The organism is Flavobacterium profundi (assembly GCF_006491645.1).
In the GTDB taxonomy this organism is placed as follows: domain Bacteria; phylum Bacteroidota; class Bacteroidia; order Flavobacteriales; family Flavobacteriaceae; genus Flavobacterium; species Flavobacterium profundi.
Genome location: NZ_VDCZ01000017.1, coordinates 23435 through 44906, shown reverse-complemented (window position 1 = coordinate 44906; position 21472 = coordinate 23435). Strand labels below are relative to the sequence as shown.

General features: G+C 31.5%; 23 protein-coding genes. 12 read left to right on the top strand and 11 right to left on the bottom strand.

Going from position 1 to position 21472, the window contains the following annotated elements; genetic code table 11:
• Positions 1-89: 89 nt before the first annotated feature.
• The 6 genes from FHG05_RS17155 to FHG05_RS17130 all read left to right on the top strand — a co-directional run bounded on the left by FHG05_RS17155 (position 90) and on the right by FHG05_RS17130 (position 6640).
• Positions 90-950, top strand: coding sequence for an ATP-grasp domain-containing protein (locus FHG05_RS17155; protein WP_140999338.1), 861 nt, complete (start codon positions 90-92; stop codon positions 948-950).
• Between the two features lie 205 nt (positions 951-1155).
• On the top strand, positions 1156-1725 hold the full coding sequence (locus tag FHG05_RS17150) for a cob(I)yrinic acid a,c-diamide adenosyltransferase (protein ID WP_140999337.1): 570 nt from the start codon (positions 1156-1158) through the stop codon (positions 1723-1725).
• Between the two features lie 199 nt (positions 1726-1924).
• Positions 1925-2146, top strand: coding sequence for a DUF2795 domain-containing protein (locus FHG05_RS17145; RefSeq protein WP_002986941.1), 222 nt, complete (start codon positions 1925-1927; stop codon positions 2144-2146).
• Between the two features lie 85 nt (positions 2147-2231).
• Positions 2232-5588 (top strand): preprotein translocase subunit SecA, encoded by a 3357-nt coding sequence (secA, locus tag FHG05_RS17140; protein ID WP_140999336.1) that lies wholly within the window; start codon positions 2232-2234, stop codon positions 5586-5588.
• Between the two features lie 79 nt (positions 5589-5667).
• A complete protein-coding gene (locus FHG05_RS17135; protein ID WP_140999335.1) occupies positions 5668-6240 on the top strand; it encodes a hypothetical protein in 573 nt (190 codons plus the stop codon).
• A gap of 1 nt (position 6241) precedes the next feature.
• Positions 6242-6640, top strand: coding sequence for a hypothetical protein (locus FHG05_RS17130; RefSeq protein WP_140999334.1), 399 nt, complete (start codon positions 6242-6244; stop codon positions 6638-6640).
• A 44-nt stretch (positions 6641-6684) separates the two neighbouring features.
• On the opposite strand, the gene FHG05_RS17125 is transcribed toward FHG05_RS17130, so the two are convergent.
• Complete coding sequence (locus tag FHG05_RS17125; protein WP_140999333.1) at positions 6685-7527, bottom strand: DUF5777 family beta-barrel protein; 843 nt, start codon at positions 7525-7527, stop codon at positions 6685-6687.
• Between the two features lie 14 nt (positions 7528-7541).
• Entirely contained in the window at positions 7542-7934 is a 393-nt protein-coding gene (locus tag FHG05_RS17120; RefSeq protein WP_140999332.1) for an OB-fold protein, read from the bottom strand.
• Between the two features lie 87 nt (positions 7935-8021).
• Between FHG05_RS17120 and FHG05_RS17115 the strand changes: the two genes are divergently transcribed.
• Together FHG05_RS17115 and FHG05_RS17110 are read left to right on the top strand one after the other, a co-directional pair.
• Positions 8022-8384 carry a hypothetical protein gene (locus FHG05_RS17115; protein ID WP_140999331.1) on the top strand — a complete coding sequence of 121 codons (363 nt, stop codon included), beginning with the start codon at positions 8022-8024 and terminating at the stop codon, positions 8382-8384.
• Positions 8385-8396: 12 nt separating this feature from the next.
• The gene (locus FHG05_RS17110) at positions 8397-8936 is read left to right on the top strand and encodes a YceI family protein (RefSeq protein ID WP_140999330.1); all 540 of its coding nucleotides are present in this window, start codon (positions 8397-8399) and stop codon (positions 8934-8936) included.
• A gap of 35 nt (positions 8937-8971) precedes the next feature.
• Here FHG05_RS17110 and FHG05_RS17105 read toward each other — a convergent pair whose 3' ends face one another.
• The 4 genes from FHG05_RS17105 to FHG05_RS17090 form a co-directional block, all read right to left on the bottom strand.
• Positions 8972-9679 (bottom strand): DUF6048 family protein, encoded by a 708-nt coding sequence (locus tag FHG05_RS17105; RefSeq protein WP_140999329.1) that lies wholly within the window; start codon positions 9677-9679, stop codon positions 8972-8974.
• Positions 9660-10175 carry a DUF6452 family protein gene (locus FHG05_RS17100; RefSeq protein ID WP_140999328.1) on the bottom strand — a complete coding sequence of 172 codons (516 nt, stop codon included), beginning with the start codon at positions 10173-10175 and terminating at the stop codon, positions 9660-9662. The genes FHG05_RS17105 and FHG05_RS17100 overlap by 20 nt, the downstream gene beginning before the upstream one ends.
• 20 nt (positions 10176-10195) lie before the next feature.
• On the bottom strand, positions 10196-11608 hold the full coding sequence (gene rlmD, locus FHG05_RS17095) for a 23S rRNA (uracil(1939)-C(5))-methyltransferase RlmD (RefSeq protein ID WP_140999327.1): 1413 nt from the start codon (positions 11606-11608) through the stop codon (positions 10196-10198).
• A 556-nt stretch (positions 11609-12164) separates the two neighbouring features.
• Complete coding sequence (locus FHG05_RS17090; RefSeq protein ID WP_140999326.1) at positions 12165-14504, bottom strand: T9SS sorting signal type C domain-containing protein; 2340 nt, start codon at positions 14502-14504, stop codon at positions 12165-12167.
• 169 nt (positions 14505-14673) lie between these two features.
• On the opposite strand from FHG05_RS17090, the gene FHG05_RS17085 reads away from it, so the two are divergent.
• The 4 genes from FHG05_RS17085 to rocD all read left to right on the top strand — a co-directional run bounded on the left by FHG05_RS17085 (position 14674) and on the right by rocD (position 18143).
• The gene (locus FHG05_RS17085) at positions 14674-15519 is read left to right on the top strand and encodes a hypothetical protein (protein WP_140999325.1); all 846 of its coding nucleotides are present in this window, start codon (positions 14674-14676) and stop codon (positions 15517-15519) included.
• 121 nt (positions 15520-15640) lie between these two features.
• Positions 15641-16192 (top strand): DUF1697 domain-containing protein, encoded by a 552-nt coding sequence (locus FHG05_RS17080; RefSeq protein WP_140999324.1) that lies wholly within the window; start codon positions 15641-15643, stop codon positions 16190-16192.
• 108 nt (positions 16193-16300) lie between these two features.
• Positions 16301-16711 (top strand): OsmC family protein, encoded by a 411-nt coding sequence (locus FHG05_RS17075; RefSeq protein ID WP_140999323.1) that lies wholly within the window; start codon positions 16301-16303, stop codon positions 16709-16711.
• Between the two features lie 187 nt (positions 16712-16898).
• Positions 16899-18143 carry an ornithine--oxo-acid transaminase gene (gene rocD, locus FHG05_RS17070; RefSeq protein WP_140999322.1) on the top strand — a complete coding sequence of 415 codons (1245 nt, stop codon included), beginning with the start codon at positions 16899-16901 and terminating at the stop codon, positions 18141-18143.
• A 71-nt stretch (positions 18144-18214) separates the two neighbouring features.
• On the opposite strand, the gene FHG05_RS17065 is transcribed toward rocD, so the two are convergent.
• The 5 genes from FHG05_RS17065 to FHG05_RS17045 are packed head-to-tail and all read right to left on the bottom strand — an operon-like array spanning position 18215 to position 21423.
• On the bottom strand, positions 18215-19090 hold the full coding sequence (locus FHG05_RS17065) for a superoxide dismutase (protein WP_157504297.1): 876 nt from the start codon (positions 19088-19090) through the stop codon (positions 18215-18217).
• Entirely contained in the window at positions 19087-19365 is a 279-nt protein-coding gene (locus tag FHG05_RS17060; protein ID WP_140999321.1) for an acyl-CoA-binding protein, read from the bottom strand. The genes FHG05_RS17065 and FHG05_RS17060 overlap by 4 nt, the downstream gene beginning before the upstream one ends.
• On the bottom strand, positions 19358-20014 hold the full coding sequence (locus FHG05_RS17055; protein WP_140999320.1) for a phosphatidylserine decarboxylase family protein: 657 nt from the start codon (positions 20012-20014) through the stop codon (positions 19358-19360). Before FHG05_RS17055 ends, FHG05_RS17060 begins: the two co-directional genes overlap by 8 nt.
• Entirely contained in the window at positions 20004-20816 is an 813-nt protein-coding gene (locus FHG05_RS17050) for a phosphatidate cytidylyltransferase (protein WP_140999319.1), read from the bottom strand. The genes FHG05_RS17055 and FHG05_RS17050 overlap by 11 nt, the downstream gene beginning before the upstream one ends.
• Position 20817: 1 nt before the next feature.
• The gene (locus tag FHG05_RS17045; RefSeq protein WP_140999318.1) at positions 20818-21423 is read right to left on the bottom strand and encodes an LUD domain-containing protein; all 606 of its coding nucleotides are present in this window, start codon (positions 21421-21423) and stop codon (positions 20818-20820) included.
• Positions 21424-21472: the final 49 nt, after the last annotated feature.

Sequence of the window (21472 nt, the reverse complement as noted above, 5' to 3'; positions counted from 1 at the left end):
AATTTATAATTAAAAAAGGCTATTCATTGAATAGCCTTTTTTAATTATATCATAACATTCTCTTATCTTTGGAAAACAAAAATTAATCCATGACAACAATTGCACTGCTCACTTGCGATAAATTACCTGACTTAAAACCATCCGACCAACAACTTATTCCTGAATTAAAAAAGCATAATATAGAAGCCCGTGCTGCTATTTGGGATAATCCAAAAGAAGATTGGACGCAGTATGCTTATCTCGTTTTTAGAAATACATGGGATTATTATGAAAAAGAAGAAGCATTCAATCAATGGCTTACTAAAATAGAACATCTAGGTATTCCTACACTTAATTCATTGGAAGTTATTCAACAAAACAAGCACAAGTTCTACTTACAAGAATTGGAACAAAAAGGAATTACTATTTTACCCACCTTTTTTCAGAATAAAACAGTTCATCTCGATTTAAGAAATACCATTCCAACACATTGGGAAAAAATAGTTATCAAACCTGCTTTTTCTGCGGGTTCTTATTTAACCAAAGTATTCGAACCAAGTGAAATAGAACAAATCGAAGAAGAATATCAAATAATTGCTCAAGAAAAAGAATTATTGTTACAGGAATTTCAACCTGAAATTACTTCCTTAGGTGAAACCTCTTTTATTTTTTTTAACAAAGAATTTTCTCATGCGGTCAATAAAAAACCAGCTGCAAATGATTTTAGAATACAAGTACAATTTGGGGGCCAATACACTTTAGTACAGCCTTCAGAATCTTTGATACAGCAAGCGCAAGAAATTGTCAATCAATTTCCAGAACCATTACTATATGCACGTGTTGATGGAATTGTAAAAAACAACACCATTCACTTAATGGAAGTAGAATGCATCGAACCCGATTTGTATTTTGATTATGCTCCAAACGCATTGCAAAAATTCACTCAGGCAATAGTGCAATTAATTCAGTAAATTTGAAAATAAAATGAAACTATTTTACTTAGTTGGAATTTTAGCATTTTTGTACATTGTATTACGATTGATACAAAAAAAGAAATCAAAAAATTTAAATCATAGAAAGCCGTTTCAAATTGCTTATAACAAAAACAAAGACAAACAAAAAAACTAGAATCTTAATTTCAACTTTAAAAATCAGGTTTCTAAATTCTAAATTCTTATGAAAGTATATACTAAAACAGGAGATAAAGGAACAACAGCACTTTTCGGTGGCACACGAGTGCCTAAACACCATATTCGTATTGAAAGTTATGGTACAGTTGATGAATTAAATTCTCACATTGGATTAATCCGTGATCAAGAGATACAGTCACACTACAAAACTGTTTTAATTGAAATTCAAGACCGTCTTTTTACTTTGGGAGCTATTTTAGCAACACCACCGGAAAAAGAAACCTTAAAGAATGGCCAACCTCGTTTGCAACAATTAGGTATCGAAGAAAGCGATATCGAATATTTGGAAAAAGAAATAGACACCATGGAAGAAAATCTTCCTCCTATGACACACTTTGTATTACCAGGCGGACACACTACTGTGTCATATTGTCATATTGCGAGATGTGTTTGCCGTCGAGCGGAACGTTTAGTGACGCATTTGAATGACATAGAACCAACAGATACCTATGTTATGAAATACTTAAACCGACTTTCTGACTATCTTTTTGTACTGGCACGAAAGTTGTCCTACGATGTAAAGGCTGAGGAAGTAAAATGGATACCTAGGAAGTAGTTTTTTAGTATTCAGTCTCTGATAAACCGTAACGCTACTATACAATTCGTAGTTTAAAAAACGAATTAAAAAATAGTAAAAAAGACTTACGAATTACTTAAAAAAAAGACGTTCTTATAAATAATAAAAAATAAATCAAAAAAAACTTGATTTTTTAAGTTAAAAAATTATTTTTGCATAAATTTAAATCGATAGAAAAATGTATTGGACATTAGAACTAGCATCCTATTTAAGTGATGCTCCTTGGCCTGCTACCAAAGACGAACTTATCGACTACGCAATCAGAACAGGTGCTCCTCTTGAAGTTGTGGAGAACCTTCAATCAATTGAAGATGAGGGCGAAATCTATGAATCTATGGAGGAAATTTGGCCTGATTATCCAACTGACGAGGATTATCTTTGGAACGAGGATGAGTATTAAAAAATAAAATAACAACATTTAAAAAGTCTCACATTGAGGCTTTTTTTTGTAAATTTACACACCTAATTTTTGAATAAAAATTATTATGAGTTTAATTAATTCTATATTAAAAACTTTTGTGGGAGATAAATCTCAAAAAGACGTAAAAGCCATACAACCACTTATTAACAAAGTTAAAACCTTTGAAACTGCACTAGCTTCTTTATCGCACGATGAATTGAGAGCTAAAACCACTGAATTCAAAGAAAAGATAAAAGTTGCTCGCGCTGAAAAAGACAGTAAAATTGAAGCTTTAAAAGTAGAAGCTGAAAACACTACAGATATTGATAAAAGAGAAGACATTTATACTGAAATTGATGCTCTAGAAAAAGAAGCCTATGAAATTTCTGAAAATGTATTAAATGAGTTACTTCCAGAGGCTTTTGCTGTATTGAAAGAAACTGCAAAACGTTTTAAAGATAATACTTCTATTACTGTAACAGCAACCGCAAAAGACAGAGAATTATCTGCTACAAAACCTTACATTAGTATAGAAGGAGAGCATGCTAGTTGGGCAAACTCATGGGATGCAGCTGGAAAAGCCATTACTTGGGACATGATTCATTATGATGTTCAGCTCATTGGTGGTGTGGTGTTACATCAAGGTAAAATTGCCGAAATGCAAACGGGTGAAGGGAAAACTTTAGTAGCTACTTTGCCACTTTATTTAAATGCATTAACTGGTAATGGGGTTCATTTGGTTACCGTAAATGATTACTTAGCAAAACGTGATAGTACTTGGAAAGCACCTCTTTTTGAGTTCCATGGATTAACTGTAGATTGTATTGACAATCACCAACCCAATACAGCAGCAAGAAGAAAAGCTTACAATGCAGATATTACTTATGGAACAAATAACGAATTTGGATTCGATTATTTAAGAGATAATATGGCGCATTCACCTGAAGATTTAGTACAAAGAAAGCACAATTATGCTATTGTAGATGAGGTGGATTCTGTATTAATCGATGACGCGCGTACACCTTTAATTATTTCAGGACCCGTACCACAAGGAGATCGTCATGAATTTAACGAATTAAAACCAAAAGTTGACAACTTAGTTTCTTTACAAAGAAAATTAGCTACAGACTGTCTTACAGAGGCTAAAAAACTAATAAAAGAAGGCAATACCAAAGATGGTGGTTTCTACTTATTACGTTCCTATAGAGCGATTCCAAAAAACAAAGCATTAATTAAATTCTTATCGGAAGAAGGAATCAAACAATTGCTTCAAAAAACGGAAAATCATTACATGGCAGATAACAATCGTGAAATGCCAAAAGTAGACGAAGCATTATATTTTGTAATTGAAGAGAAAAACAATCAAGTAGAATTAACTGATAACGGTATTAAATTCCTTTCTCAAGATACAGATGAACATTTCTTTGTTTTACCGGATATTGGTACTGAAATTGCAAAAATTGAAAAACAAAACTTATCTACCGAAGAAGAAGCAGAAAAAAGAGAGGAATTATATAAAGACTTTTCTGTTAAATCAGAACGTATTCATACGTTAACTCAATTGCTAAAAGCGTATACTTTATTTGAAAGAGATACAGAATATGTAATCATGGATAATAAAGTTATGATTGTTGACGAGCAAACGGGCCGTATCATGGATGGCCGTCGTTATTCTGATGGATTACACCAAGCAATTGAAGCCAAAGAAAACGTAAAAATTGAAGCCGCAACACAAACTTTTGCAACAGTAACCTTACAGAATTATTTCCGTATGTATAGCAAACTTGCTGGTATGACAGGTACTGCAGTTACAGAAGCGGGTGAGTTTTGGGAAATTTATAAATTAGACGTAGTTGAAATCCCAACAAACAGGCCTATTGCCAGAAAAGACAAAGAAGATTTAATTTATAGAACTGTTCGTGAAAAATTCAATGCCGTAATTGAAGATGTAGTTGGTTTATCACAAGCAGGTCGCCCAGTATTAATAGGTACAACTTCTGTTGAAATTTCGGAATTATTAAGCCGAATGTTAAAAATCAGAAATATTCCGCACAATGTATTGAATGCTAAAATGCATAAAAGTGAGGCTGAAATTGTTGCAGAAGCTGGAAAACCAGGTGTAGTAACCATTGCAACCAACATGGCGGGTCGTGGTACCGATATTAAATTATCTGATGAAGTTAAAAAAGCGGGTGGTTTGGCGATTATTGGTACAGAACGTCATGATTCAAGACGTGTAGACCGTCAGTTAAGAGGTCGTGCTGGTCGTCAAGGAGATGTTGGTAGTTCTCAATTCTATGTATCTTTAGAAGACAATTTAATGCGTTTATTTGGTTCTGAAAGAGTAGCCAAAGTAATGGATAGAATGGGATTAAAAGAAGGTGAAGTGATTCAACATTCTATGATGACCAAATCTATCGAAAGAGCTCAGAAAAAAGTAGAAGAAAACAATTTTGGTGTTCGTAAACGTTTATTAGAATATGATGATGTTATGAACGCACAACGTGAAGTAGTTTACAAACGCCGTCGCCACGCTCTTGAAGGAGAACGTTTGAAAGTAGATATTGCAAACATGATGTATGACACTTGTGAAGTGATTGTACAAAACAATAAAGCTGCTGGTGATTTTAAAAATTATGAATTTGAATTAATTCGTTATTTCTCAATTAGCGCACCTATTACTGCTGAAGAATTTACAAAATTACAAGAACGTGATATCATTGGTAAAACCTATAAAGCAGTTTTAGACCACTACACAGATAAAACAGAGCGCAATACGAAAGAAGCTTTCCCTGTGATTAAAAATGTGTATGAAAACAACAACGGTCAGTACGAAAGAATTGTAGTACCTTTTACAGATGGTATTAAATCTTTAAATGTGGTTACCAATTTAGAAAAAGCATATACTTCTGAAGCAAAATCCTTATTAACAGATTTTGAAAAAAATGTATCACTTGCTATTATTGATGAGGCTTGGAAAAAACACTTACGCAAAATGGACGAACTAAAACAGTCCGTTCAATTAGCTGTTCACGAGCAAAAAGATCCTTTACTTATCTATAAATTTGAAGCATTTAATTTATTCAAACGTATGATGGATGAAGTAAATAAAGAAGTAATTTCATTCTTATTTAAAGCGGATTTACCTTCTCAAAATGCCAATACTATTAGTGAAGCGAAAGAAGTAAAAAGAAAAGAAAATTACACTGAAAGTAAAGAAGAAGTTTTGAACAGTGATGAATTGGCTGCTAGAAATAGAGAAGCGGGTCAACAAACTCAAAATCGTCCTCAAGTTACGGAAACTATTGTGAGAGAAACTCCAAAAATCAACCGTAATGACACTGTTACTATCAAACACGTTATGAGTGGCAAAACGGAAACCATGAAATTTAAAAAAGCAGAAAACTTAATCGCTTCTGGTGAGTGGGTTTTAGCACAATAATTCTTTAAAACTAAGTTAAAAACATCCTCAATTCCATTCAGAGTTGAGGATTTTTTTATCTTTGAGAAAATCATATAAAATGAAAACCAAAATAACATTATTTATTGTTTTATTTTTTATCTCTTTTTCAAACTTTTCACAAGACATGAAAAGTTTAAAAAAAGAAGTATTCAAAACATACACAGCAACGACTTCCATGGACTATGATGCAATATTTGACACAACATATCCAAAAGTATTTGACATTATTCCTAAAGAGTCAATGAAAGAAATGTTTGAGCAGATGATGGATAATGAACAGTTCACAATTCAACTGGTTGAAGTTGAACCTAATTTTTCATTTGGTGAAATTAAAACGATTGGTACACAAAAATTCTGTCTAATAGACCATGACAACGTGATGATGATGAAGTTTAAAACTCCTATGGAAGATGCAGAAGCAATGACTGATATTTTTAAAAAATCTATGGATGCTATGAATGTAACCTTTGATAAGGAGAAAAACGAATTTAAAATTGAAATGCGATCAACCCTTATAGCTGTTTCTGACGAATTAACTGGTAATCAATGGAAATTTTTAAATAAAGACAAAGAAAATCAACTATTTAATATGATTTTTGATGAAAAAATAAAAACAGAATTAGGTTTATAATATGACAAACGAGATTACGTATTCCAGTTTCTTTAAAAAAGTTAAAGATAGTATTGCTGAAGGAACTTTCGCTAAATTAACGTTAGCTAAAACCATTGGTAAACCCGAATTACAAAATATTTATATAAAATTAATCGTAGAAGAAAATACTTTAAAATTTATTTTAACAAAAAAAATCTATGATGGAGAAAAAAAAGAAATTACTTCTGTACATGATTTGGAAAATTTAGAAAGTGAAGTAACACCTTATTTAACAAATCCATTTCTAACTGCCTTACTGTTTACTATAGAAGAGGACGTTACGATGAAAATTAATAAGAAAAAAGTAGCCAGTATTATAGAACAGCCTCCAACATTTAAAAATGCTGATCCGATTTTAATTGAATATTTAAACGCGTAAAAAAAGTCCAATTTAAAATTGGACTTTTTTTATGTTCATATAATTTAAAAAACTCTTACGAGATTAAATCCAAAGTAAATATCTCCTTTCGACCAATTTCCTAAACCATGCGCTAAATAACCTGTTTCATTCATTGCTTGTGCATTGGTAAAATGCAATTGAAAAATATGTCCACCGGTTTCGATATCTACACCAACAGAAATAGGGTTATGTGCCAATGAACTTGCCGATCTATTCAAATGCGCTGCATAATCCATAGTCAATGCAACACGATTGGAAATTTTATACCTTCCTCCTGCTCCAATAGCATATTGACTGTTATCTTGATAATCGCTCACAACATAATTTTCATGAAAAAAAGTTGGTGCTAATTCAAGTGACAAGCGATCCGAAAACTTTCTAGAAATTAAAAGTTGCGTAGTATAATTCAAACGATTTGTAAACGTCAATTTAGGTAATAACTCCTTATCTAATTCTGTATTTACAACCACACTACTAAAACCAACAATAGTTACTGGAAAACCATTCTCAATCTGTGACTGTAATCTATATTTCACAGCTCCTTCATACGATTTTTGAAACCCACTTCTCGAAGCATGAACCGTTAACCAATCATTTACTCCGTATAAAAACTTAATTTGTGTATTGGCATCGTCCAACCCAAAAAAGGTGTCAATTCCATTCTTAATTGTTCCAAAACGATGCGAAACAATAAAGTAAAAATCTCCTTTTGCAGCTAATTTGGTAGATTCTAAATTAACAATTTTTAGAGATTTGAAAGCAGATGTTACTTGTACCTCAGTAGAATCGGTATCAATTTCAGAAAGTAAATCATCTTGTGCCTGTAAACAAAACGGCAACAGCAGAACAAATAAAAACTTTTTCATAGATTTTTAGCAATTTATTTAATTAAAGAGGCTTGATCCATTTTGAACTCATCTAAAAGCTCATCATAACCAATAAATCTCCCTTTTATTGTAATCGTTTGACCTTTCTCAATTTCTTGATTGGTTTTTTCCAAAAGTGTAGCCGATAAAACCTCATCCATTACTATCAAGTTCGATTCCGTGTCAATAGAAGTAACTTTACCATTAATAGCAATTGTTTTATCCAAATATTTTTCATTAGCTTGAGTTTCATCTGCAGCAAACTCAGTCATTAATGTTCCCACTGTAATGGAAAAACTTGCTTCTTCTTTACTAATATCTCTATGACTTTTGTAAATATAATTGTATCCAAAAACACCTGCTAAAACGAGGATTACAAGTATTAAAATCCATTTATTTCTTTTCATAATGTTATTTGTTTTTAACAAAAATAGAATAAAATTTTTATCTCTATCTTAAAAAAACTATTTTTACTATAATAAATTTCAAATGCTATGAAAAAAAAATCAGTTTTATTACTGTCTGTATTGACAGTTCTTCTTTTAAGCTGTGCCAATGATTCTGAATCCGATTTAAGTGAACCTGTAAAACTAGAAGTTGTCACTTATGATAATTATGTAAAAAATGTGGTTAGTGAAAACTGCTTATTTTGTCATACAAGTCCGCCTCAAAATGGAGCACCGATGCAACTTACTACTTATGAAGATGTAAAAAATGCCGTTATAAATAGAGGTTTATTAGACAGAATATCTAGTTTTGACCCTAACTTTTCAATGCCTTTTGGAGGACCAAGATTACCTCAAACCACTATAGATGCTATGAAAAAATGGTATACCGATGGATTGCTTGAACAATAAAAAACAACTGATATGAAAAAAACAATTCTAATTGCATACTTATTATGTATCACATTATTAGGCTTTTCTCAAGAAAAAAAATCGACCAAAACAGGTGAAATTACTTTTGAAGCCTCTGTTCCTTCTTTTGAAGAAGTAAAAGCTACAAACAAAGGAGTTTCTTGTATTTTAAATACGCAAACTGGTGACATTGCTTCATTGGCTTTAGTGAAAGGATTTCGTTTTAAAGTAGCTTTAATGGAAGAACACTTTAATGAAAATTACATTGAAAGTAGTAAATATCCAAAAGCTATTTTTAAAGGAAAAATTGAAAACTTTGATGTGTCTAAATTAACTGAAAAGGAACAAAAATTTACAATCAACGGAACTTTAGAATTACATGGTAAAACCAAAAATATTGTTTCTATTGCTATGATAAAAAAATCGGGAAACACGATTATTATAGACAATACATTTACTGTTAAACCGGAAGACTTTGATATTAAAATACCAAGTGTGGTAAGTCAGAAAGTAGCTAAGACAGTCGATGTAAGCTGTCATTTTAGTCTGTAACTAATTAAAATAGTACTAAAAAAGACAACAAACTATCATTGGTTTGTTGTCTTTTTTATTGTGGTTTTATTCTTTTTATAAATCGGAATAAAATAACTTAAGGTATAATTAAATCCTGCACCAAACTTTCCGTCATAGGTTCTGTTAAATCCAGGAATATAAAGATTATCAAAATTTTCTGGTTTCTTATTCGATACCAAATAGTTTAATCGTAAAGAAAAACCTAAATACACATTATTAAACATCTTCGCTTTTACGCCTCCTACCACTTCAATCCAACTCGCATTTAGTCCACTAAATTTTTGATTGGGATATACCGTATTCATTCCGTAAAAATTTGTTGGGTCGTAAATTTTATACGAATTCAATTGTTGACTAAAAGTACTAACTCCATAACGTAGTCCAATGTGAATTAAATTCTCCATATCTAGCCAGTTTTCATAAGAATTAAAATCAAAACCGGCTTTAAAATAGGTACCACTAGCGGTAAAATTAAATCGGTCGTCGTCTACCGTTTTTTCTTCATTCCCAATTTCACCAGCAATGTAAAATTTCTTCGTCAAACGATATGCTGCTTCTACTTCCAATCCTTTATAATTATCATCATAAAAAGACTTTGCCAAACGATGCAAATCGACACCCACACGCAAACCATATCGTTCAGGATATTTTTGAATAGTATCTTGTGCACTCATTTGCATTGAAACACAAAGAATCGTAAGACTAAAAATATATTTTAACATGAGTTTCGTTTTCATTAGTTACTGAGTAATCTACAATCCCTCCTACTTGAATCCAATTTGTTGTTTTTTCAAAACCATCCGTAGCATTTAATTCAAAAATAGTTTTATAACCACAAGCTCTTGAAATATAAATATCTTCCTTAGAATAATTAAACCTAACAAAGTCAGTTATATCATTAGATACATCATCATCAGAACCATTCAAAATAAGTTTAAATCTTACTGTATTTTCATTTTGAAATGTTTTTAATGGAATCAAAATTTTAGTACCTGAAGCAGTTGTTAAAGTATCACTAATTCCTTCATCTGCATCATTAACTTCAAAATATTTTAAATTTGTCACACTTTTAGCTACATCAGGATTTACAGCATCATAAAATTCAATTACTACTCTAGGAGTTGTAGGGGTACTTTCTGCACATAAATCATCTTTTTCACAATTCCAAAAAGAAAGTAAAACCAATATTATAAGTACTATTACGCTTATTTTTTTCATGGCATCAATTTAGTCTTTTATTATCTTTTTTCCAAAAGTACAACATTCTCAACATGATGTGTTTGCGGGAACATATCCACAGGTCGTACACGTACTACTTTGTACAACTCATCTAGCAACGCTAAATCTCTCGCTTGAGTAGCACTATTACAACTCACATACACCACACGTCTTGGAGCAATTTTTAAAATTTGTGCTACTACATCTTTATGCATTCCATCTCGAGGTGGATCAGTAATAATAACATCTGGATGACCGTGAGTTGCAATAAATGTATCATTAAATACATTTTTCATATCACCCACAAAGAACTCGCAATTTGTAATTTGATTGCGTTTCGCATTTTCTTTGGCATCTGCAATGGCTTCAGGAACAGCTTCTACTCCAATAACTTTTTTCGCTTTTTTGGAAACAAATTGGGCAATCGTTCCTGTTCCTGTATATAAGTCATACACTAGTTCTTCTCCAGTTAAACCAGCAAAATCTCTAGTAATTTTATACAATTCGTAAGCTTGTTCGGAATTGGTTTGGTAAAAAGATTTGGCATTAATACTAAAATGCAACCCTTCCATTTCTTCTAAAATGTAGTCTCTTCCTTTGTAAAGCTTAATATCCTGATCGTAAATGGTATCATTTGGTTTGCCATTTATTACATACAATAAGGACGTAATTTCGGGAAAACGTTCGGCTAAAAAGTCTAATACTAATTCTCTTTGTGCTTTATCTTCTTTAAAAAACTGAATCAAGACCATGATTTCACCCGTAGAAGCGGTACGAATCATTAACGTACGTAACAAACCTTCTTGCGCTCTTGGATTATAAAACTCTAAATCATTCGCCACTGCAAATGCTTTAATTTCATTTCGAATGGCATTAGAAGGATCTTGTTGTAAATGACATTTTTCAATATCTAAAATTTTATCCCACATTCGTGGAATATGAAAACCTAAAGCATTTTTATGTTCAAAAGTAGCACCACTTCTCACCTCTTCATCTGTCATCCAACGCGAATTAGAAAAACCAAATTCCATTTTATTGCGATAGAAAAATTGCTTTTCAGAACCTAAGATAGGTTCGAATTCTGGCATTTCAATTTTACCAATGCGTTTGAGATTGTTGTATACTTCTTGATTTTTATAGAACAATTGTTTGTCGTAGTTCATATTTTGCCATTTGCAACCACCACAAGCCCCAAAATGTTGGCAAACCGCTTCCACTCTATCTTCAGAAAATTGATGAATGACTGTTGCTTTACCTTCATAATAGGCTTTTCTTTTCTTCATGGTTTGCACATCTACCACATCACCTGGAACTACATTAGGTATAAAAATTACCTTACCATCTGGAGCTTTTGCTACCGATACGCCTTTTGCACCTGCATCAAGGACTTTTACGTTTTCGAATACGATTCGTTCTGTTCTCTTTTTTCCCATAGCGCAAAAATAAAGTATTGCGTACATTTATAGATATAGTTTAAGAAAAAAATATCGTTTTTTATTATTTTATCCAAATAGCATCTTTAAAGAGATTCCTTTTAACGAAATAAGGTATAAACCAAATTTAAGTATGCTTACTACAAATTACGTTTTGCTTATTATGAATCGAGTTTCGTTTACTATGTAATAAATGATGCTAACTATGAATCGAGTTTCGTTTACTATGAATTAGATAATGCATACTATGTATTAAGTTTTGCTTACTATGAATTAGATAATGCTTATTAGTAATTGAGTTTCGTTTACTATGAATTAGATGATGCTTACTATGTATTAAGTTTGGTTTATTAGTAATCGAGTTTGGTTTATTACTTATTTAATTTGGTTTAAACCAAAACTATTACTCTTTAAAATTTTTAAAAAAGTTAGAATAAATAATACTGTTTAAAAATAGATTATAAGGAAAACTACATTTTCCAAAACTGAATTAAAAAATAAAACCCGACAAGTAAGAGTACCTATCGGGTTTTAAAGTAAAAAGAGAATTTTCTATTTAGAATATAATTTTCTTGGTGATGCTTTTGCCTTCTTTAGTTTGTGCTTTAATCAATAAAACTTGATTTTTCCTTGGAATGCCTTCAATTACAACCGAAGTTTGACGAATACTTTCTTTTTGCCATACTAATTTTCCTGTAATTTCATACACCGCTACCGATTCCATTTCGTCAGCATAATCAAGTATTAGATCATTAGGATTTGTTTTCACATTTAATTCTGGTTGGTTTTCAAATTGGCTTTTAGCCAAAGTATTACAACCATAGGTATAACTTACTACTAGTTTTGGTGCTTTGGCAGAACCTCCTTCAAAAGAATCTGCGACACGTTTGGCAGCAGTATTGGTCAAACTAACCCCCTTTCCTTTTATTTTAAAAGCAATGGCATTACCATTTTGCCAATTGGATTTATTGACACAATATTGTACTAAATTCTTCAAAGAAGGGGTACGTTGTCCGGCTCCACTTTGATTGGTTGTTGGCCAAGCTACGGGAGACCAACTCACCGTTGTTCCATAGTAGTTTCTCGAACTTACTCCATACGATAAAGCTTCTACATATTCTGCTGCATCGCTTGTATTTTCAACTGCAATTTCTAATTCACAAGTAGCACTATTGGCTTCGTCTACCGTAAATTGAATGTAAGCACTATTGATAATTGCTCCTTGAGGAATACGAATATTTACAAATCGCAATCCGATATTTTGATATAACAATCCGTTATAACTGTCATACGTTAATTCCAAATCAGAACTATCAGTATACAACCTTCCATCTTGGGCTTCTTCCACATCATCATCTCCTGTAAGAATAGAGAAAGTTTCCGTGTTGGTAAAGTTTTCTACATAAATATACTTTTCTATTGATGCTGTTCTATTCGTTGTATCAGTAACTACAACGGTTATCGTTTGTGTACCTGCTGCAAAATTATAGTTAAAAGCATAAGGAGCAGTAACATCAGAAGCTACATAATTTCCATTTATATACAATTTTGCATCTACAATTCCTCCTCCATCTTCAATTACATTGACATTTATAGCAATATTATTTCCGTCATCATAACATTGTCCGTTAGTAATCGATGACAATGCAATTTCAGGTGCTGCTTGATAGGTATTCTTAAAAATTTCGACTACAGCTCCATTACTAGGATTCCACACATCTAAATTGGCTGGTAACACAAACGGATTAGAATTGGACACTGACCCAACCGTATCTGCATTGTCAATTTTAATCGTTCTAGCTTCAATTTTATTTTGGTCAACAAAAATCAATTTGAATTGGTTGAAAGACCCAGAATTTCTAGTCCAACTTTTATTGTCGTCATTAGCTCTTAAAGGTGCACCCCAACACCCTTCACCAAGATAAACGGTTCCGTTATTATCATCTCTTACAAAACCTTCGTCATTACCCGATTGTGTGGATGGTTTTAAAGGCCAAGTGGATTTTACTGTATGCGAGTCGCAATCAATCACCATTCGTACTTCATTATTGTAAAAAGTTTGTGCCCAAGCATTGTACACGCTTGTACCTTCCGATTTCGCAGCATTATGAGGTCGCATCGGTTTATGGTATTGTGCACCTTTCCAAATCACATTGCTATGATTTTGCAAATCGTTGTTTAACCAAGTATTTTGATTTCCCGTTACTGAAATTTCAGAGTTTAAAGAATACATACGTATTAAATTAGCACCAAATGTGATGGCATAATACGAATCGGAAGTAGGAGTATCGAATAAATTATAAATGGTAGAAGCACCTTCATGGTTTCCTCTAGCAGGAATAATAGGAAACATTCTCCCGTCTGAAGCGATGGTTAATTGCCAATCGTCAAACCATTCTTTCCATTGTGCATCATTATCACTATCTGTCATGTCACCACCAAAAAAAACAGCATGTGGTTTTAATTTGGCTACTAATTTATTTGCTTTTTGACGAGGTGTTCTATTGTTTCTAGAATCACCACCTGCAATAAAAGACAAACGACTCAAATCATTAGGTGCTGTTTTAAACCAAAAACGCTGACTTGTTCCCTGACTGTCTTTGATTACAAAATAATAAGCTGTATTTGCAGATAAACCTGTTATTCTAGCAAATTGATTATTCATACCTCTATAAGAAATGGAGCGATTTACGGTTTTAGTATTAGGATAGGAATTCCAATTGGTTCCAAAATCGGTTGTACCATAATACACCGTTGGATTAGTACCAGAAATTTGATTCCATGCAATTGTAATGGTGGAACTTGGGTTATCCGATAAGATAATACGGTACTTGTCATTGCTACTAAACCCCGTAAGATAGCTTAACAATAAAAATAAAAGGTAACTTTTTTTCATGACTGTTCTATTTGTTTGCAACGTAAAAATAGTTGGATTGAGAGAACTAAATATGCATTGAAAAAAACTTAATGATTTTATAATAATCTTAAAAATTATTTAACAAAATAGACATATTTCAATAATGTTTTAGAAAAATCAAAAGTGTATCATTGCTTTCAAAAAAACAATGAATTCTAAAAGTATTTTTGTTCTTAAACTATCTGTAGTAACCATTTTCATAGCAAGAGCGTATCAACATTTTTTTTGGGATGTTCCTTACAGAGCTATTTTATGGTATGAAAACCTCATGCGTCCGATTCTCAGTTGGTTTCAGATTGATTGGGAAAACTTTGTTAGTAATACTGAAACAGACACCAAAATTCAATGGATTATTAAAGGAATTGGAATACTCTATTTTATAGCTTCAATCTTAGTACTTGTATATAACCAAAATTCTAAAAAATGGATTAAAGTAGTCCTAACTATAATTTCAATTTGGCAATTTCTTGTTGTGTTTTTGTTTACCAAAGAATCCTTTTTTCAAATAGGGCAATATTTTGAACACAGTTTGCAATTAGGAATGCCTATTCTATTATTATATACTTATTCTAAGTCTTTTTCCATATCAAAAGCATTGGTCTTTTTAAAAGTGATAGTTGGACTCACCTTTTTATGTCATGGTTTGTATGCCTTAGGCTTTTATCCTGTACCTGGAAATTTTATAGACATGACCATTTCCATTTTAGGAGTGACAGAAAAGCAAGCCCGATCATTTCTATGGGTTGCAGGTATCATTGACCTATTCATTCTTCCTTTCTTATTTCTTAAAAAAATAGCAAAAGCTACTGCTATTTATGCTGTTTTTTGGGGATTTCTAACTGCTTTTGCTAGAGTTGTTGCAAATTTTTCAACAGATTTTCCTCAAGAAACACTCCATCAATATGGTTTTGAAACAGTGGTTCGTTTGTGTCATGGTTTAGGACCGTTACTAATTATATTTCTTTTGAAAGAAAATACGACTTCAAAAAAATAAAAACACTCTATAATTCAAATCCATTGAAAACAATTAATTAAAACCTATTTTTTATGATATGAAGAAAATTATTTAAATTTAATACCTATATTATATCATAAATTAATTAGAACAAGAAAAGATGACAACTCATTTAGCGCTTTTAAGAGGCATTAATGTTTCAGGACATAATATGATTAAAATGGATACTCTAAAAAAAGCATTAACAGACATTGGTTTTAAAGAGGTTCAAACATACATTCAATCTGGAAATGTATTTGTAAAGAGTGAAGAAACAAATGCATCAGCAGTAGGGTTTCAAATTAAGCAAGAAATTTTTAAATCCTTCGGATATGAAGTCCCAGTAATTGTCATTCAAAAAAAAGATTTAGAAGACTGCTTTTCCAATAATTTGTTTTTACAAGAAAAAGATATCGATTCGAAAAAATTGTATGTTGCTTTTGTTTCAAAAACACTAACCAAAGAAGCGATAAATGATTTAAAAATGAGTCAAGTAAAACCCGATGAATGTATAATTGATGGTAATAAGATTTTTATTAAATATGATAAAGGAGCTGGAAGAACCAAATTTGATCAAAAATATATTGAAAAGAAATTACAAGTGACTGCTACCGTTCGTAATTGGAATACCGTTACTAAATTGTTAGAATTATATAAAGAAATGGAAATTTAGCTTACACAAAAGTTAATTGTTTTTTAAATGTAGCATATAAGAATGTTAATCACAATAGATATTGGGTTATTTTGAGTAACTTTAAGGAATAACATAAAAAAAATTAACATGAAAAGAAATGCAACAGCCGTTTGGAACGGTGATGTCAAAACTGGAAAAGGAACAATTTCAACACAAAGCAAAACTTTAGACAATACCCAATATTCTTTTAAAACTCGATTTGAAGACGGCATAGGCACTAATCCTGAAGAGTTAGTAGCTGCTGCTCATGCTGGATGTTTTACTATGCAATTATCTGCCTTCATTGGTGAAAAAGGATTTACTATTGATGAAATTAAAACCAAATGTGATATTACACTAACAGAGGGTACAATTGTTCAATCCCATTTAACTGTAGAAGCTAAAATAAAAGACATTTCCGATACTGAATTTCAAGAATTGGTCACAAAAGCAGAAGAAAATTGTCCCATTTCAAAATTATTTGATACTGAAATTTCATCATCGGCTACTTTGGTATAAAACCCAATTAACCCAAATCATAGAACAACCTCTATTTATTTGATAAATGGAGGTTGTTTGCTTTATAAAAGCGAAGAAAAAAGCATAAAACAAGATTAGATGCAGTAAAATTTTTACATTTGTAATACGGATGATTTCTCTCCACTTTTAAGAAGGAATTGAAGATTAATAATCTAATAAATTTATCATGTCAGTTTTACAAAAAATGAGCTCGGCAGAAGCTATTGCACTAGAAGACAAATTTGGTGCACACAATTATCATCCACTACCTGTGGTTTTAAGTAAAGGAAAAGGAGTATTTGTTTGGGATGTAGAAGGAAAGAAATATTATGATTTCTTATCTGCATACTCTGCAGTAAATCAAGGACATTGCCATCCAAAAATTATAGACGCAATGACTTTGCAAGCACAAACATTAACTTTAACTTCTAGAGCGTTTTATAATGACAAATTAGGCGTTTACGAAAAATACATTACCGAATATTTTGGCTTTGACAAAGTATTACCAATGAATACTGGTGCAGAAGCTGTTGAAACTGCCCTGAAAATTTGTAGAAAATGGGCTTATGAAAAGAAAGGAATTCCTGAAAATGAAGCTCAAATTATTGTTTGCGAAAACAATTTCCACGGAAGAACCACAACAATTATTTCGTTTTCTAATGATGAAAATGCACGTAAAAACTTTGGACCTTACACTGCTGGTTTTATCAAAATAGCGTATAACGATATTGATGCATTAGAAAAGGCAATAACTTCTTCAAAAAACATAGCTGGTTTTCTTGTTGAACCTATACAAGGAGAAGCTGGTGTGTATGTCCCAGACGAAGGTTATTTAAGCAAAGCCAAAGCATTATGTGAAGCCAATAATGTTTTATTCATTGCGGATGAAGTACAAACTGGAGTTGCTAGAACTGGTAAATTATTAGCGGTACAACATGAAAATGTTCAACCTGACATTTTAATCTTAGGTAAAGCTTTATCAGGAGGTGCTTATCCAGTATCAGCAGTTTTAACCAATGATTCCATCATGGATGTGATCAAACCAGGCCAACATGGTTCTACTTTTGGTGGAAATCCAGTTGCTGCAGCAGTTGCGATAGCTGCTCTAGAAGTCGTTAAAGAGGAAAATTTAGCGTCTAATGCTGAAGCTTTAGGACAATTATTCAGATCAGAATTAAACAAATACATTGCTAACAGTTCTATTTGTTCTTTGGTAAGAGGAAAAGGATTATTAAATGCAATCGTTATAAATGATAGTGAAGAAAGCGAAACTGCATGGAACATTTGTGTGAAACTTGCTGAAAATGGTTTATTGGCAAAACCAACGCATGGCAACATTATTCGTTTTGCACCTCCATTAGTAATGACAGAATACCAATTGTTAGATTGTGTAGGAATCATTATTAACACTTTAAAAGATTTTGAAAAATAAATTAGTTAATAAGATACTACTAAAAAGGGGTTGTAATTCACAACCCCTTTTTAGTATTTATTTATATAAATTTATTCTTTCGTTTCTTTTGCAGGTTCTATCTTTTTGGGTTCTGTAACAATCACAGCAGTATTTACGCTATTTTCATTTTTAACAGGAGTAACAAACACAGGTTGCTTCATCTGATTTTCTAAAGCTTCGCTATATTTTTTTGATACTACTGTCCAATTAATATTGTCAAAAATAGTTTCTAAATACTCTTTCCTATTATTTTGATACTGCAAATAATAAGCATGTTCCCATAAATCAATACCTAAAATAGGAGTTCCTTTACTTTTAGCATCATTCATTAATGGATTATCTTGATTGGATGTTGTAACGATTTTCAATTCTTTATTTTTAGTCACTATCAACCATACCCAACCTGAACCAAAATGATTGTTTCCTTCTGCTAGAAATTTAGTTTTAAAATTCGTAAAAGAACTATAGTTTGCATTGATAGCTTCCAAAATTTCACCAGATGGTGATTTAGCTCCTTTTGGTTTTAGAATTTCAAAAAACAAAGAATGGTTATAATAACCTCCAGCATTATTTTTAAGAATTATTTCATCTGGACCAACTTTTGACAAGATTTCCTCTATTGTTTTTCCTTCCCATTGTTTATTACCATCTACTTGCTTGTTCAAAATGGAAGTATATCCTAAATAATGTTTTGAATAATGCAATTGCATAGTTCTTCCATCAATAGCTGGTTTTAATGCATCATAAGCATATGTCAAAGGCATCATTTGAAAGCTTTTACCTTTTGCTTTTACCTCATTTGGATTACCAAATGAAACAGAAACTGTTGCTTCTGGTTCTGGAAGTTGTACTTCTACTAGATTGCTTTTATCCTTACAGGAAAAAATAAATAAAACAAGAATTATACAAGAGTAAAGTTTTCTCATAAATTACGTTCTCTCATTAATTCGTTAATAATATCGATATATTTTTGTTTTGCTTCATCAATTGTAAGATGCTTGACTTGAATCCAAGCATTCAACTTAAAGGCATTGATTAAATCTTGTGGATTTTGAATAGAAATATTAGACTCACCGCTTGTTGCTTGTTTATACAATCCATATAAAACCAATTGTATATCTTGAGGCACCGATTCCTGTGGTACCAATTGTGCATTTGCAAATGCTTCTTTAAATAAAGTATCTAAATCTTTGTTACTCATTTATTTTTTTACAAATAACGGTTTTAGCACCTATTGCTTTTTCTCCTAATTTCACATTAACTTCTGTTCCAAGTGGTAAGTAAATATCAACTCTTGAACCAAACTTAATAAATCCAGCATCTTTTCCTTGAACTGCTCGCATTCCTTCTTTCGCATAATTAATAATTCGTCTTGCTAAAGCACCAGCAATTTGACGGTACATAATTTCTCCATATATGCGATTATTGATCACAACGGTCGTACGTTCATTTTCTTCACTCGCTTTTGGGTGCCAAGCCACCAAATATTTACCAGGATGGTATTTACTATACTTTACTACTCCATTAACAGGATAACGGGTAACATGTACATTTATAGGAGACATAAAAATAGAAACCATTAATCGTTTGTCTTGAAAATATTCAGGTTCGTACACTTCTTCAATAACTACCACTTTACCATCCACTGGTGCCAAAATATGGTTATCACTATTGTCTGCCTCTCTTTTTGGGTTTCTAAAAAATTGAAGAATCAACACTAAAAAAACAAGAGCAAGAACAATCAAACCAATTCTCAACCATTGGATTGTTATCAAATCTGATGCAAAAATAACCGCTACAACTAAAATAAGCGTTATTAAAATAATTTTGGCTCCTTCTTTATGAAACATAATATAAAATTAAATAAAACAAATTAATAAATGGCACTACAAATATAATACTATCTAAACGATCTAAAATTCCACCGTGACCTGGCATAATATTTCCAGAATCTTTGATTTGAGCAACACGCTTCAATTTTGATTCTATTAAATCTCCAAGTGTACTAAAAATACTAACAATTATAGCAATTATTATCCAAATGTATATATTTTTTGTTTCAATATAATATTTAGATAAGATTACACTACAAATAATTGTAAAAAGCATTCCCCCAACAAAACCTTCAATTGTCTTTTTAGGAGAAACACTAGGGAATAATTTTCTTTTACCAAAATTTTTACCTACTAAATAAGCAAAAGTATCATTTGTCCAAATACAAATAAAAATAGTAATTAAAATTTTTTCGTTGTATTTATTGCCTTTTCCAATGCAAATATAATTTGTCAATATAAATGGAATAATCACATAGCCCAACAACAATACATAACGCGTACCTATTTTAAAATTGGTTTTCTGAGCATCATAAAGATACAGCAATAGCTTTACTGCCATAATTATAGAAAATAAGCTAATTGCGGTCCAAATCCATATATCAATTTTATTTTTATTCCATAAGAAATAATACAGCAACAAAGCTATTGGTACACTTATAAAATAATTTAAGTTAGCTAATTTGCAGAATTCATATACTGCAATAATCAAAAAAACACCAAAAAGAATAGCTAAACTCTCTTTAGAATATAGGATACAGCTTAATAACAAGACAATATAAACAGTACCTGAAATTGCCCTCTTTAATGTTTCATTCATATTAAAGATCTTCTAATAAAAGCAAGTATAAATTTTTATGACTACTGCCATAGTGTAAAAAATCTTCTTCCTTTACTTTTTCGAAGTATTTTATTGTAGTAATATTAGTTGGATATTCTTTATCATACTTTTTCTTAATATGACGCAATCCTTCGCTTTTATTAGCCACTAATTGACTCGTAGTAGCTAAAACAACCATATTAGTAGGTAAATCTGCAGGTCTATAATGCTTTAATTGATTGGAAGAAAAAAGTACAGATCCTTCATCAGCAATTAAGTTTTCACAAGTTGAAAAATAAAATTTTGCCCCATTTGAAGGGTTTTTGTAAGTCAACTTATTTTCCTCTAACAAATGAAATAATTGAGGTTCATAGCACATGACTTCACTTTCAAACCAATCATTTTCTTCTAAAATATTGATAAAATTTTCACTTACTTCATTTAAATTTTCACAATATATAAACTTCCCACCATTTTTTTTAAAGTGGTGGGTAAACATTTCATCAATGGGTAATTTAACTTCTGGTGCATATGGGCTTTTTTCATCATCTTTATTGCCCTTTGATGTATGGCCAGAGTTTCCAAAAATTTTTCTAAAAAGACTCATGTATTTTTAGTAGGTGATTGATTCTTGCGCGAACCAAAGATAAAAAAAA

What these genes read in the sequence shown, in the direction of transcription:
- FHG05_RS17155 (WP_140999338.1), top strand. Translation starts at nt 90, where the DNA reads ATGACAACAATTGCACTGCTCACTTGCGATAAATTACCTGACTTAAAA.
- FHG05_RS17150 (WP_140999337.1), top strand. Translation starts at nt 1,156, where the DNA reads ATGAAAGTATATACTAAAACAGGAGATAAAGGAACAACAGCACTTTTC.
- FHG05_RS17145 (WP_002986941.1), top strand. Translation starts at nt 1,925, where the DNA reads ATGTATTGGACATTAGAACTAGCATCCTATTTAAGTGATGCTCCTTGG.
- secA (WP_140999336.1), top strand. Translation starts at nt 2,232, where the DNA reads ATGAGTTTAATTAATTCTATATTAAAAACTTTTGTGGGAGATAAATCT.
- FHG05_RS17135 (WP_140999335.1), top strand. Translation starts at nt 5,668, where the DNA reads ATGAAAACCAAAATAACATTATTTATTGTTTTATTTTTTATCTCTTTT.
- FHG05_RS17130 (WP_140999334.1), top strand. Translation starts at nt 6,242, where the DNA reads ATGACAAACGAGATTACGTATTCCAGTTTCTTTAAAAAAGTTAAAGAT.
- FHG05_RS17125 (WP_140999333.1), bottom strand. Translation starts at nt 7,527, where the DNA reads ATGAAAAAGTTTTTATTTGTTCTGCTGTTGCCGTTTTGTTTACAGGCA.
- FHG05_RS17120 (WP_140999332.1), bottom strand. Translation starts at nt 7,934, where the DNA reads ATGAAAAGAAATAAATGGATTTTAATACTTGTAATCCTCGTTTTAGCA.
- FHG05_RS17115 (WP_140999331.1), top strand. Translation starts at nt 8,022, where the DNA reads ATGAAAAAAAAATCAGTTTTATTACTGTCTGTATTGACAGTTCTTCTT.
- FHG05_RS17110 (WP_140999330.1), top strand. Translation starts at nt 8,397, where the DNA reads ATGAAAAAAACAATTCTAATTGCATACTTATTATGTATCACATTATTA.
- FHG05_RS17105 (WP_140999329.1), bottom strand. Translation starts at nt 9,679, where the DNA reads ATGTTAAAATATATTTTTAGTCTTACGATTCTTTGTGTTTCAATGCAA.
- FHG05_RS17100 (WP_140999328.1), bottom strand. Translation starts at nt 10,175, where the DNA reads ATGAAAAAAATAAGCGTAATAGTACTTATAATATTGGTTTTACTTTCT.
- rlmD (WP_140999327.1), bottom strand. Translation starts at nt 11,608, where the DNA reads ATGGGAAAAAAGAGAACAGAACGAATCGTATTCGAAAACGTAAAAGTC.
- FHG05_RS17090 (WP_140999326.1), bottom strand. Translation starts at nt 14,504, where the DNA reads ATGAAAAAAAGTTACCTTTTATTTTTATTGTTAAGCTATCTTACGGGG.
- FHG05_RS17085 (WP_140999325.1), top strand. Translation starts at nt 14,674, where the DNA reads ATGAATTCTAAAAGTATTTTTGTTCTTAAACTATCTGTAGTAACCATT.
- FHG05_RS17080 (WP_140999324.1), top strand. Translation starts at nt 15,641, where the DNA reads ATGACAACTCATTTAGCGCTTTTAAGAGGCATTAATGTTTCAGGACAT.
- FHG05_RS17075 (WP_140999323.1), top strand. Translation starts at nt 16,301, where the DNA reads ATGAAAAGAAATGCAACAGCCGTTTGGAACGGTGATGTCAAAACTGGA.
- rocD (WP_140999322.1), top strand. Translation starts at nt 16,899, where the DNA reads ATGTCAGTTTTACAAAAAATGAGCTCGGCAGAAGCTATTGCACTAGAA.
- FHG05_RS17065 (WP_157504297.1), bottom strand. Translation starts at nt 19,090, where the DNA reads ATGAGAAAACTTTACTCTTGTATAATTCTTGTTTTATTTATTTTTTCC.
- FHG05_RS17060 (WP_140999321.1), bottom strand. Translation starts at nt 19,365, where the DNA reads ATGAGTAACAAAGATTTAGATACTTTATTTAAAGAAGCATTTGCAAAT.
- FHG05_RS17055 (WP_140999320.1), bottom strand. Translation starts at nt 20,014, where the DNA reads ATGTTTCATAAAGAAGGAGCCAAAATTATTTTAATAACGCTTATTTTA.
- FHG05_RS17050 (WP_140999319.1), bottom strand. Translation starts at nt 20,816, where the DNA reads ATGAATGAAACATTAAAGAGGGCAATTTCAGGTACTGTTTATATTGTC.
- FHG05_RS17045 (WP_140999318.1), bottom strand. Translation starts at nt 21,423, where the DNA reads ATGAGTCTTTTTAGAAAAATTTTTGGAAACTCTGGCCATACATCAAAG.